Genomic DNA, 13,328 nt, shown 5'->3' with positions numbered 1-13,328 from the left:
TGGCTCAAACGGTCGCTCCTTGCGGTAAAAAGTCAGTGGTCAGGCATCAGGCTGCGTCGCCCGGTTGGCAATAACTGGGCGAACTCATCGGCCGCTACGGCTTTGCTGAACAGAAAACCCTGGCCTTCTTCACACTGGTGGGCTTTCAGAAACTGCAACTGCTCAACGGTCTCCACGCCTTCGGCGACGATGTTCAAGTCCAGGCTTTTACCCAGGCTGATGATTGCACCCACCAGTTGCGCGTCCGGGCTGTTGTCGCTCAAGCCACGAATGAACGATTGATCAATCTTCAGCACATCAATCGGAAAACGGCGTAAATAACTGAGGCTGGAATACCCGGTGCCGAAATCGTCGATCGACAGCCGCACGCCCAGGGTCTTGATCCCGCGCAGGGTGTTGAGTGTGTCCTCGACGTTCTGCATCAGCACGCTCTCTGTGATCTCCAACTCCAGCAAGTGCGGCGCCAGGCCCGTACGCTCCAGGATCGCCGCCAGGTTGGCGACAAAGTGTCGCTGGCGAAAATCAATCGCCGAGATATTCACCGAGATACAAATGGGAGGCAGGCCGGCAGCTTGCCAGGCGCGTGCTTGCTCGCATGCCTGGCACAACACCCATTGGCTCAACGGCACGATCAGGCCGCTGTCTTCGGCTACGGGAATGAAGGCTGACGGGTAGATCCAGCCATGGTCGGGCTGGTGCCAGCGAACCAACGCTTCGGCGCCGACGATCTGCCCGCTGTTCAAGTCCAGTTTCGGTTGGTAATGCAGGGTAAATTCATTGCGCTGCAGGGCCTGCCGGATGGCGCTTTCCAGGCTTTGGTGGGCCTGGGCGCGCAGGTTCATCTCGTCGATGAAAAAACTGAAATCGTTGGGGCCTTGGTCTTTGATGGCCCGCATGGCGGTTTCGGCTTTTTTGATCAATTCCACGGCGTTGGCGCTGTCATTGGGGTAAACACTGATGCCCACACTGGCCGTGACGCTCAGGTTGTGTCCTGCCACGTAGCGGGTGGTGCTGACGGCGGCGAGGAGTTTTTCGGCAATGTACTGGGTTTGCTGAGGGTGTTTGATGTCGTTGAGGATCAGCACAAATTCGTCGGAGCCGTAGCGAAACACGGAGTCCGACTCGCGCACCGTGGCCACCAGGCTCTGGCTGACGTGCTTGAGCATTTCATCGCCGACCGGGTGGCCCAGGGCGTTGTTGATACGCTTGAAGCGGTCCAGGCCGATAAACATCACCGCCAACTGGGTGCCATGGCGCCTGCAGACTGCGATGGCTTGCGTGAGGCGGTCGCCCAGCAGTGTGCTGTTGGGCAGTTCGGTCAGGGCGTCGTATTGCAGCAGATGCGAGACTTTGAGCAGTTCCTGCACGCGCTCCTCAATCGTGCGTTCCAGTCCGATCAGTTTGATTGCCGCGTCCTGTGCCAACTGCCATTTCCAGGTCAGGGCAGTAGCCATCTGGCGAATTTCCAGGTCGTCGAAAGGCTTTTTCAGGATCAGCAACTGGTCGTCGTACTTGAGGCGCGCTTCGATGGCTTCGAACGAATAGTCGGAGTATGCCGTGCACAGGGCGATTTGCAGGTGAGGGTCGACGTTCCACAGTTGTTCGATAGTTTCCAGGCCGTCCCAGCCTGGCGGCATACGCATGTCGATGAAAGCCAGAGCATACGGTGTGTTGTTGGCCAGGGCTTTGTTCACCAGTGTCAGGGCTTCCTGGCCTTGATAGGCCGAGTCCAATACAAAGGTCTGGCGCACGGCCGGGGCGGTGCCGAACAAGGTTTCTTCGATGCTGTCCAGTGTCTGGCCGCCCTGGGCATCGGCGCACAGGATCTTGCGGAAGTCCGCGTGGATCGAAGCCGTGTCATCGACGATTAGAATGCGTCGATTGGCCCGTCCTGATCGCGGCGTCATGGCTGATACCGAGAGACGCGCAACGGCGATTTCTGGCGCATAGGGCTTCCTTACCTTGAATGCTTCGATAAACAGTAACTGTCACCAGCTTCATGCCATAAGCATAGTCGGCTCGCTTGAATAAGTCGGCCAGTTGTCGTCAAATCAACCTCCATTACCCCGGCGTTCATCTAGCGCTCAATGCGTGAGCAAGTACAGCGATGGATCACGTCGGGTCGCAATGAATCAATCGTGTGTCATTGCCAGGAGGTGTCGCCATGGATGAACAAACTGCTACGACGTCCCCCTATACGCCCACTATTTTGCTGGTTGACGACGAAGAATCGATTCTCAACAGCCTGCGCCGCCTGCTGCGTGGCCAGCCCTATGACGTGCTGCTGGCTGGCAGTGGCGCCCAGGCCCTGGAAATCATGGCGGCCCAGCCCATTGACCTGGTGATGACCGATGCGCGCATGCCGGCCATGGACGGGGCCATGCTGCTGGCCGAGACTCACCGCCTGTACCCGTCCACCACCCGCATCCTGCTGACTGGCTATGCCGACATGGTCATGATGATCAAGGCGATCAATGAAGGTCAGATTCACCGTTACATCAGCAAACCCTGGAACGATGAGGAAATGCTCCTGACGTTGCGCCAGTCTTTGGAGCACCGGCATTCCGAGCGCGAACGGCAGCGTCTTGAGCAGTTGACTCGCGAGCAGAACGACCAGTTGAAAGCCCTCAACGCCACCCTGGAAAAACGCGTCGACGCGCGTACCAGCGAGTTGCAGCAAACCGCCGACATGCTCGACCTGGCCTACGATGAACTCAAACGCAGCTATGTGACCGGTACAGAAGTGTTTTCACTGCTGGCCAACCTGCGTCTGCCCAAGCAAAAACAGACTAACCGCCAACTGATCGAACTGATTCGCGTCTATTGCAAGGCTCAGGCGATGGACGAAGCCAGCGCCCGCGACCTGACCATGGCCGCAGCGCTCTATAACATCGGCAAGTTGAGCTGGAGCGACAGCATGATGGTCGCGCCCTCGGACATGCTGCATAGCACCGACCGCGAACGCTTTCGGGATTACCCGACCCAGAGTGAGTCGTTGCTGATGACCCTGGAGCCGATGAAGGACGCTGCGCGCCTGATTCGTCATCACCAGGAACGCTGGGACGGCAGCGGTTTTCCCGACCATCTCAAGGGCGAGTTGATCCCCTCGGGTGCGCGCTTGCTGAAACTGGCCGTCGACTTTATCGAGCTGCAAAAAGGTTTGATCCTCGAGCGCCAGATGAACAGCGATGAAGCGCTGCTCTACATCCGTAAATACGCCGGCAAGCTTTACGACCCGGACATGGTCGAAGACTTTGTGCAGGCTTGCGCCGCGTTCCTCAGTGACGTGACGCTGGGTGACCCGAGTGTGAAAGTCTTGACCACCCGTGAACTGACCGAGGGCATGGTACTGGCGCGCAACCTCAACGCCGATAACGGCATGCTGCTGCTCAACGCCGGCAAAGTGCTGAACCTGCCGCTGGTGGACAAGTTGATTGCGTTTGAGGCGATGGAAGGGGCCAAGTACTCCGTTTTTATCAAAGAGCCGGATGAGGCTGCACTTTCCGGTTAAGACGCTTTCCGTGATCCTTTCACTTTTGCATTCAAGGCAGTTTTTACATGACAGCTACCATTCGCATCGCCGCCGCTCTGCTGATCGGCAGCGACGGCCAGACTCTGCTGGTGCGCAAGCGCGGCACCCAGGCGTTCATGCAGCCAGGCGGCAAGATCGACGCCGGTGAACAACCCGCCCAAGCCCTGGCCCGTGAGCTGTTTGAGGAACTAAACCTGCGCATCGACCCAAACGAGGCCGTGTACTTGGGGCACTTCTCGGCGCCTGCCGCCAACGAGCCGGGTTTCACCGTGCAAGCCGAGTTGTTTCAGGTGCACATCGACGTGGCGGTAACGCCCGCTGCTGAGATCGAAGAGGTGTGTTGGATCGACCCGGCCGGTGACGGTGGCCTGCAACTGGCGCCGTTGACGCGCGACCTGATCCTGCCGTTTTACCGCGCATCGCTGAGCTGCGATGCATGATAATTCGTTCGCTTGGCGCCAACGACGCCGAGGCGTATCGGGCGTTGATGCTTGAGGCTTACGGCGCCTATCCCCAGGCATTCACCTCCAGCGTAGCGGAGCGCGCCTTGATGCCGTTGAGCTGGTGGCAAAAGCGCCTGGACAACCCGCTGGATTGGCTGCTCGGGGCATTCGATGGCGACGCATTGGCGGGCATCGTTGGCCTGGCCTTCGAGCCGCGTGAGAAGGCGCGCCACAAGGTGACCTTATTCGGTATGTATGTGAACCACGCTTACCAGCACAAAGGCCTGGGCCGCCAGTTGGTGGAGGCGGCGCTCGCCGAGGCGCGTAAACATCCGCGCCTTAAACTGCTTCAACTGACTGTCACCGCCGGCAACGACGCCGCCTTCGCGTTGTACCAGCGCTGCGGGTTTATTCAGTACGGCCTGGAGCCGCTGGCGGTGCGTGTGGGTGAGGACTATTTCGACAAAATCCACATGTGGTGTGAGTTGAGAACCGTGTGACGGCTAATATGACAGCGGGCTTGCTCGCGAAGACGTTGTGCCGATCAACACATGCGCTGACTGAACCACCGCTTTTGCGAGTACGCCCGCGCCCATGTTTTAGCCTGAGGCGCTTAACGCACAGCGCTGACGCCATCCAACGTGGAAAACGACGTGTCCTTGGCCGTCAGCAAAAAGTCGCGCATATATGGCGCATCCAGCATGTCCGCCCGAACTCCCGCATACAACGTCGCAAACAAGCCTTTTTCGCCCAACCGCTTGGCCTTCACGTAACCGCGTGAGCTGTATTCATGCAGCGCCCAATGTGGCATGCCGCACACACCACGGCCGCTGGCCACCAGTTGCATCATCATCACCGTCAATTCCGAGGTGCGCACCTGGGCCGGCTCCACGTCGGCCGGCTCCAGGAAACGGGTGAAGATATCCAGGCGGTCGCGTTCCACCGGGTAGGTGATCAGGGTTTCGGTGAGCAGGTCTTCGGGCACGATGTACGACTTGTTCGCCAGCGCGTGCTGGTTGGCCACGGCCAGCATGGCTTCGTAGGTGAACAGCGGCACATAGGTAATACCCGGCAATTCCAGCGGGTCGGAGGTTACCACCAGGTCCAGGTCGCCACGCGCCAGCGCCGGCAAAGGCGCGAAGGCGAAACCGGACGCCAGGTCCAGTTCGACTTCCGGCCAGGCATCGCGAAACTGGTCGATGGTCGGCATCAGCCATTGGAAGCAGCTGTGGCATTCGATCGCCATATGCAAGCGCCCGGCGGTACCGCCAGCCAGGCGTGCAATATCGCGCTCGGCACCACGCAGCAAGGGCAGGGTAGCATCGGCCAATTGCAGCAGGCGCAAGCCGGCGCTGGTGAAGCGCAACGGCTTGGTCTTGCGCACGAACAGCTGCATGCCCAGGCGTTCCTCCAGCTCTTTGAACTGATGGGACAGCGCCGATTGCGTCAGGTGCAGGCGCTCGGCGGCTTCGACCAGGCTGTCGGCTTCGCGCAGGGCGTGCAGGGTTTTGAGGTGACGAATTTCCAGCACGATGGCCTCCATGAGCAGAATTTGTGATCAATGTTAACGCATTGAGTTCTGCTCATGTTCATGCACAGAGTACCGGACCCGTTAATTGACATCCTTAAAGTGCTTGTCGGCCAAAGGCTTCCCAATGTTGCCACGCCAAATTTTCAGGTCGGCGAACCTTACTCCACCCTTTTCAGCGTCAATTTGCCAGTGCAAGCCCAGATACTGTTGCTCAGGGATTTTCAAATGCGCCTTGCCAAAAACGTCGAATGCCGAGTCTGCCTTCACGTAGTGAAAGTGGGCATACCACAAAGGCTTGCCCGGTGCCTGGCGGTCGTGAATGGCATATTCCTGCAAGTAGTCAGTTTCTCCATCGGGACGTTTTTGCTTCAGCCCACGGCGCCCGCCGACTTTGCGAATCTCTACGCGGTTCTGTTCCATCAGGTAGTCCAGATAGCCTTCGGTTGGTTTTTTGCTGGACAGCGTACGCTCGATACGCAGGGCCTGTCCGGCTGTCTTGAGGGGCGTTGCCCGATTGCGCAGGGGGGCGATCAGCGAATGGGTGGGGGACAGGCTTTGCAACTGGTTGGCCCGAAATTCCAACGCGTTGGCTTCACTGACTAACATGTGCTCAAGGTTGATCGGGTCCATTGTTGTGTAAGTGCGGACTTTGCTTTCGAATCCATCCACCGCATCCAAGCGGGCTTGAGCTTCGGTGACGATGGTGGGTAGGTCGTTGGGCAGCGCTGGGGGCTGAGTCCTGGCCTGGCTTTGCGCAGTGTTCAGGCGATAGCGCCGGCTATTGGAGATTTGGTCCCACACCTCGACCGTTTTCCCCTCGCTGTCCGTGACAATAAATTGTCTCGCTGATTGTTGTTGCGCCGCCTTCTCGGTGCCCACCAGTATCTGCCCATCCTCTGTTTCAAAGAGGTTTTTAGTCTGCTGGGCCTGGGGCTTGGTGTCGGCCTTCTTGATGCCCTTGCGGGCCCGCGCCGTGAGTTTTTTCATGATTTCCAGCATGTGTGAAACAGCGCTTGCGTCAAAGTGATCAGGTGACCGGGCGTTCCAGGTAGTCAGCTCAAGCTGAAATTGTTCATACACCTCGACGGTATTGCGTAGCACCTGGTTGCGTTGGGCCTTGCTGATGTTGGCCTCGGGAAGTTCCAGATGGGCGCTGATGGTGCGATCGAGCTTCTCGATGGCTTGGTGCAGTAGCCTTTCTTGATAGATCCAGCTAGAGCGTCCGGGTTGGCGCTGACCGTGCAGGGTTTGCAGCAACTGTCCGGCCTGCAAGGTCTCCAGACGGTGCGGGGTGAAAGCGTCCTGCAGCGGCAAGGCGATTTCCACGACGGGAGGCTTCATGGAAGGGACGGTAATGCGTTTAAACCAGATATCAATTTGTTTGAGTGCGACCTCTATCTGTTTCAGTTCATTGAACATTTCAAGTCGATTCTGTTTGAGCGCTTTCTCAGCATTCAGGTATTCAGTGCCGAAAGCGCGCATTGCCTGCATGCGTATCTTTAGTTCTGTCAACTGATCCAGCAAGCTATGCAACCGTCGATTGGCATTGAGTGCCAGGCGCGCGTAACGATCACTCGCCACCATGGCGTTTCGGCTTTGATTAGTGGCAATGGTCTGACGCAGGTGACTGCCTTGGAACCCTGCGGCTGATTCATTGACCGCGTACAGTTGCTTGGCGCGTTCAATGTCTGCGGCCAGCAGCGGGTCCACCGTCTTGGTGGCTTGCGTCCTCTGTGCCATGCCTGTCTCGGTGGTGGGCACACCGTATTGATTTTCCAATATCTCGACTTGGCCGTTGGTCATTTTTAGTTGTGCGTCGAACTCCATTGAGAGTCTATTGACTTCTTGTATGGCTACCTGGCGTTGCCGGTTTACCTGGGCTACCGATGACGGTGCTTGCTGTTCCACTGCGGCAGGTACGCGGGCGCCGGCGCCACGTGGCCTGCGGCTGCCGCCACCATAACCGGTAAGGCGGCCGCCATGCAGCGCTGAGTAAGTGTCCCACTGGCGGGCATGGTCCAGGGCGATGGCCGGGGCGTAATCCTTGCCTTGGGCGACCAGGCGCATTTCGTGCGTGGTGGGGTCAAACCTGACCTTGAACTGCTCTCCTTCACTCAGAATGAAGTGCTCGCCAGACGTGTGCCGTAAGGTGTGGCGATAAGGGCCTGTGTCCACGGGTTGCAGGCTGCCCGCATCCACGGTTTCAAGGTGTTGGTAACCGGCGAAGCGATGGCGGGTGGTGGTCCCCTGGCGCGCTTTCAACGACCGCCAGAAGCTGGTGCCCGAGAGTTGTTTCAGCTGGCGAGAGATCATCAGCAGCCGAGCCGTGCTGCCCTTTGCCGACGGTGTGGCGGCTGTGGCAGCGGCATCCATGCCTGCATAAACCAGGGACTCGAACACCGAGGCCAATTGATCAATGCCATGCCCGATCTCTGCGCGCCTGAACGCTGCGACTGCTTCGTACAGACTGTTGACGGCCTCTGCGATGCACACGGCGGTTCCGATAAAGGGCACAAAACCCAGGGCGATATGGATGCCGTTGATCAGGCGGCCGGTCTTGAGTTCGTGTTTCTCCTGCGCCAGGTCAGCGTTGGAGCGTGTTCCATTGCGGTTGGCCTCGATCAGGCGACCCATGTGCGCATCCACTTGATGGGCGGCCAGTGAGGTGGTAGCGGGCCAAGGCAGGCCAGCCCCGATAATCGCGTTGTAGCCTGTGATGGTGGCCTGGTCGATGCGCCCGATGTGTGCCTGCACATTGCCTTTGATCGCGCGACCCGCGACGTAGGCCACCATGCTGTCGAGCCGGCACAACTCAAACAGGGCAATGCGCGCTTGCTCAAGGCTTGCATAGCCTCGCAGGCAGCGTTCGTCGGGCGCATCAGGCAGGTAGAGCAAGGTTTTCCCCGAGTTGCGTTCCTCAATGAACGTGATGCCCGACAGTGTGATCGTGCTTTCCTCGTTCGTGTCCTTGCCACCTGCGCCCAGATGGGCTGGCAGCAGGCGGATGCGCTTGCCACCGACCTCCCAGGCGGCCGGGGTATTGGCATCAATCGCGATATTGAGCAGGTCCAGATACGCGTCATCATCGCGAAGGCCTTGCAGGCGGGCCAGCATGCTTTGGCCCTTGAGCATCAAGCGCAGGGGTTCGGTCAGGCATTCACGGCGATAAAGTTTTTGGTAGGTGGATTCCCCCGGTGCCCCCATGAACGTGGCACGGATCAGATTTTCGTATTTTTGTGCCAAGTTGAGATCTTTCACCGTGCGCGCCAGATAGTCCGCAGTGACACCGACCTTGAGCGTGTCACGCTCATGGGGGTCGTCGGCTGTCACCTCTACGCTGACGAATCCCAGGCGTGGGCTGATGTCGTCACCGATGTTGCGCAGGGCCAACTCGTCCAGGGATATCTTGCTGCGTTCTTTGCTGGGCACATCGACGAGTCTGACCGGCGTGCCCATAGCGGAACCTTCGATGAACTCCCTTCTTTGCACCACCGAGTCGGGCAGTTCCAGCTGGAGGGTGAAGCCTTTTTTGATCGAGAAATCCTTGCGTAAACGTGCGTCGAGCTTCTGCCTGACAAACACATCGCGAGGTGGCAGGGAACGCTCGATCAGCGCTTGCGAGCGTTTGGCTGCCGAGATGTAGTCATGCAACAGGGCCTTGAGCGCGTCGCGCTTTGCGGGGGGTTGCCTGCTAAGCCACGTGGGTACCTGTTCGGCCAACAGCGCAGCATTGTGTTGCTCGATGAGTTGCAGGTGCGCCGCCTCGCGTGCCGAGTTATCAGGTATCAGCAGGCCGGGAAGCGTTTGCTCGCGCAGTTTTTCCAGCTCGCCGGCAAGCTTTGATGCGTCTTCAGGGGCGGCCCAGGTCTGACGCAGGCGTGCGGCCTGTTCATCGAAGGCGGTCTGCTGGCTGCTCAAACTGTACTCGAACGGGTTTTTGGCCACTACCTTGAACCGCAGGGTCACTACGTCATCCTTAGGATCAATTCCAAACAGACCTTCTTCCAGCGCCTGTCGGGAGGCGAATCTTTGCAAGGCGCCGCCGTTGCCGGGCCAGTAAATAAAGTGCGTGCCGTCGCGTGTGGTCGGCGTCTGCGGATCCTGGGGTGGCAGGAAGACCAGCGGCCCGTTGAGTTCGGTAACGATGGGCGCGGGATTGCCGGGGAGCGTGACCGACAACGTCAGTGCCACGACGTCCCGCTCGGGCGTCACCAGTGCCGTTTCGATCATATGCAGTTCGTCTTCGCTGATCTGGTTCAAGGTCCGCTGAATGCGCGCCTCGATCTGCAAACCCTGATGGCGAGCGTGGTAGAGCGCGCTGTAGTGAGTGTTGAGCGCGACAAGATCCAGCGGCCGCCGGTTCAGCATGGCACTTGCCGCCTCTTCGGCGGCATTTTGCTGCACCTTCAGCGCGTCCAGTTGCTGCTTGAATGACTGCCAGCACGGGCTTGACGGGGTGTCACTGCCGAGCAGGCTTTGGAGTGCGCGGCGTTGCTGTTGCATCAGCGCGTTGCGCTGACGCGCGCCCACGCGGTTATGCAATTGGCCGAACTGCAGGAAGTTCACGGCGCTGAGTGTATCGACGTCGGGCTCTGGCAGCTCGGGAGCCTGGGCAAACAGCGAGTGGCTGTGGCGTTGGGCGTCGAGTTGGTCGATGTGCTGACGGGCCAAGTAGGCATGGTGGATTTCAATCTCGGCAGAGGACCTGATCGCATCTTGATACTGGTTTTCGACCAACTGCTTGAGCCAGAGGCTGATACCCGCTTCCAGCGGGTTGTTGTTCCTCTTGTATTCAATGGTTGCCCCAGCATCAATACCGGCGGTGGAGAACAATCCGGGTTGCTGCTCGAGCAGCCATCGCTCCATGTATACCCGGTGGGTGAAGCACTTCCATGCCGGTGCGCGGGTTGGCAGGTACAACAGTTGGTTGGCCGGTTCTTCGACATCGAGGGTCAGTACCCAGGCACCGGGCAGCGCTATGGCGTTGGCATTGATAGCGGAGGGCTTGAGCAGCAGTTGTTCGATGTAGATTTTCTGTATGTCGGACGTGGCCTGAGTCGGGTTGATCAGCCAGAACAAGGGGTCGAGGACTTCGGTATTGACCTTGCCCTCGGCCAGCACATGCTCACCGCTGGCTTCGAAATGAGCCCGGTAGAGCTCGGTCGCACGTTGGAGGCACGTCACCGGGGTCTTGGGTGCGCGCTCTGTGCGCCAGTACCGAAGCCAGTTGTCCTCGATAGCTTGCTCCAGATCCAGGGTTTTTAGCTCGTCGAGCAGCAGGCCAAGGGAGTAGCGCATCAGGGCGTGATTCGGCGGCAGATAGAGCACGCTGCCCTCAGGCACTTGCGCGGTGTCCAGGCTCGGGCGTTGTTGCATGTAGAGACAGGCGTCGGTCAGCGTAATCTGGCTACGACCGTGTTGTTGCGTGGCACTGAACTGCAGCACCACACGCTCACCGTCCAGTTGCCATTGTGCCTGGAGCAGCCGATTGATTGAGTCGCGTACCGTCGGGGCACCGGCCATCAGCGTGAGCATCTCGCGGCGGCAGTCTTTCCAGCGCTGGGTTGCGTCTGACAACAGGTCTTCCTCACGGGGCAATTGCAACGTTGGAAGTAAGGTGGCGAAGTCGGTAACAGGCTGTGGGCCTGTGGCTGCAGGCTCGGTTGTATCAGTGGAGAGAGTCGAAGACAGGCTCATGGCGCAAATGTTCTCGGTGGGTTCAAAACCCTATTAGAGAGCTACGAGTCAGGCGGTCGGCGTCATATAGGTATCGTAGCGACCGTTGAGCGGCATTCATCAAACTGTCACGCAAGTGTGGCTGCGCGCTTGAACAAACTTCATCAGACTCGCGCTCTACTGGGGTTCTGCGTTTCGGTGTTTTTCATGCGCGTGTGGTTTTTACTGGCCGCTCTCTTGTTCGGCCTGCCGTCTTTTGCGGCTTCTCGATGTGATGTCAATGTCCCGACGCAAACGGTCGACCTGGAAAAGGTGAGCATCGCCTATCAGAGTATCGGCCGTGCGTCCGACCCTGCGCTGCTGCTGGTGATGGGCCTGGGTGGGCAACTGATCCACTGGCCGGATGAGGTGGTGGTGGCTCTGTGCGAGCAGGGTTTTCGGGTGATTCGCTACGACAACCGTGACGTCGGCCTGTCGACGTGGCGCCAGCTGCCTGCCAGCGCCAACCTGACTTTCGAAGTGCTGCGCTACAAGCTCGGCCTGCCGGTGGCGGCGCCGTATACGCTGACTGATATGGCTGACGACGCCCTGGGTTTGATGGACGCGTTGCAGATCCGCCAATTCCATGTGCTGGGCGCAAGCATGGGCGGCATGATCGCGCAGCACCTTGCGGCCATGGCGCCGCAACGGGTTGAGAGCTTGACGTTGATCATGACCAGCTCCGGCGCCGAAGGCTTGCCAGCGCCGAATGCAGCGCTGGTGCAGTTATTGTCGCGGCGCAGTGCGCCCAATCGTGAAGTGGCGCTGGAGCAACAAGCTGATCTGCTGGCGGCATTGGGCAGCCCGAATGTGAAAGATGATCGCCAGGCACTGCTGCATCAGGCGGCGCTGTCTTACGATCGGGCCTTCAACCCGGACGGCGTCAAGCGCCAGATCATGGCGATACTCGCCGAGCCCAGCCGGGTGCCGTTGCTCAACCAACTGCGGGTGCCGACGCTGGTGGTGCACGGCACTGCCGACCCGTTGCTGCCAGTGATGCATGGCGTGCACCTGGCCGCGCATATCCAGGGCAGCCAGTTGAAGTTGATTCCCGGCCTGGCCCATCGTTTTCAGGAGGCGTTCAAGGCGCCGTTGCTGGCGGCGGTGTTGCCGTACCTGCAGGCCCATCGCGAAGATGCCGCGCACTGGGCGCAGATTGACTTGGGTCAGCCTTCGAAGGTGTTGTGAAGTTGGTGTATGGTGCAGCTTTTACGGCACGCTAATGCCGACAAGACTGCCCGCGAGGTCACCTACCATGAGTACTCCCCTGAAAATCGATTTCGTCAGCGATGTGTCTTGCCCCTGGTGCATTATCGGCCTGCGTGGGTTGACCGAGGCGCTGGACCAACTGGGTGCTGAGGTGCAGGCCGAGATTCATTTTCAGCCGTTTGAGCTGAACCCTGATATGCCCGCGATTGGGCAGAATATTGTCGAACACATCACTGAAAAATACGGTTCCACCGCAGAGGAATCGCAATCTAACCGTGCGCGTATTCGTGACATGGGCGCGGCGTTGGGTTTTGCCTTTCGCACGGATGGGCAGAGCCGTATCTACAACACTTTTGATGCGCATCGTCTGCTGCATTGGGCGGGGTTGGAGGGGTTGCAGTACAACCTTAAGGAAGCGCTGTTCAAGGCTTATTTCACTGATGGGCAGGATCCGTCTGACCATGCGACTTTGGCGATTATTGCTGAAGGTGTTGGGTTGGATATCAAGCGTGCTGCTGAGATTTTGGCCTGCGATGAATATGCGGCAGAAGTGCGTGAGCAGGAGCAGCTGTGGATTTCTCGGGGGGTGACTTCGGTGCCGACGATTGTGTTTAACGATCAGTATGCGGTGAGTGGTGGGCAGCCGGCTGAGGCCTTTGTTGGGGCGATCCGCCAGATTATCAGTGAGGCTAAGGGCTGATGGTTTCGTTTGGTGGTTTGAGTACATATCCGTTGCTGCGGTAACGGCCACCTAGGGTTCCGCTCTTACAGCGGGTCACTTTTGGAAGGACCCAAAAGTAACCAAAAGGTCCTCGCCCCACCACTCGGCACCTCGCTTACCCACGGATTCAAGCCTGCGTTCGGTCAGCGTGGTTAACGGGGCCTCTCAGATCAAGAT

8 protein-coding genes are annotated in these 13,328 nt (G+C 58.9%); 5 read left to right on the top strand and 3 right to left on the bottom strand.

From position 1 onward, the window contains the following. Window positions 1-32: 32 nt before the first annotated feature. Entirely contained in the window at window positions 33-1,907 is a 1,875-nt protein-coding gene (locus FW764_RS13825) for a putative bifunctional diguanylate cyclase/phosphodiesterase (RefSeq protein WP_446434391.1), read from the bottom strand. 257 nt (window positions 1,908-2,164) lie between these two features. Between FW764_RS13825 and FW764_RS13820 the strand changes: the two genes are divergently transcribed. From FW764_RS13820 to FW764_RS13810, 3 genes are read left to right on the top strand one after another with little or no spacing between them, the layout of a single operon-like run. Beyond that, entirely contained in the window at window positions 2,165-3,511 is a 1,347-nt protein-coding gene (locus tag FW764_RS13820) for an HD domain-containing phosphohydrolase (RefSeq protein ID WP_446434390.1), read from the top strand. Between the two features lie 47 nt (window positions 3,512-3,558). Then, entirely contained in the window at window positions 3,559-3,972 is a 414-nt protein-coding gene (locus FW764_RS13815; protein ID WP_446434389.1) for an NUDIX hydrolase, read from the top strand. Further along, window positions 3,969-4,475 carry an N-acetyltransferase family protein gene (locus FW764_RS13810; RefSeq protein WP_446434388.1) on the top strand — a complete coding sequence of 169 codons (507 nt, stop codon included), beginning with the start codon at window positions 3,969-3,971 and terminating at the stop codon, window positions 4,473-4,475. Before FW764_RS13815 ends, FW764_RS13810 begins: the two co-directional genes overlap by 4 nt. Window positions 4,476-4,588: 113 nt before the next feature. Here the strand turns inward: FW764_RS13810 and metR are convergent, their stop codons facing one another. Together metR and FW764_RS13800 are read right to left on the bottom strand one after the other, a co-directional pair. Beyond that, entirely contained in the window at window positions 4,589-5,506 is a 918-nt protein-coding gene (gene metR, locus FW764_RS13805; protein ID WP_446434387.1) for a transcriptional regulator MetR, read from the bottom strand. An 81-nt stretch (window positions 5,507-5,587) separates the two neighbouring features. Further along, a complete protein-coding gene (locus FW764_RS13800) occupies window positions 5,588-11,083 on the bottom strand; it encodes a dermonecrotic toxin domain-containing protein (RefSeq protein ID WP_446434386.1) in 5,496 nt (1,831 codons plus the stop codon). 306 nt (window positions 11,084-11,389) lie between these two features. Here FW764_RS13800 and FW764_RS13795 point away from each other — a divergent pair, with 306 nt between their 5' ends. Then, window positions 11,390-12,409 (top strand): alpha/beta fold hydrolase, encoded by a 1,020-nt coding sequence (locus FW764_RS13795; RefSeq protein WP_446434385.1) that lies wholly within the window; start codon window positions 11,390-11,392, stop codon window positions 12,407-12,409. A gap of 67 nt (window positions 12,410-12,476) precedes the next feature. Continuing rightward, the gene (locus FW764_RS13790; RefSeq protein WP_446434384.1) at window positions 12,477-13,130 is read left to right on the top strand and encodes a DsbA family oxidoreductase; all 654 of its coding nucleotides are present in this window, start codon (window positions 12,477-12,479) and stop codon (window positions 13,128-13,130) included. Window positions 13,131-13,328 lie beyond the last annotated feature (198 nt).

It is taken from the genome of Pseudomonas sp. 1152_12 (assembly GCF_052850675.1).
This window is presented reverse-complemented; position numbering and strand designations above follow the sequence as displayed.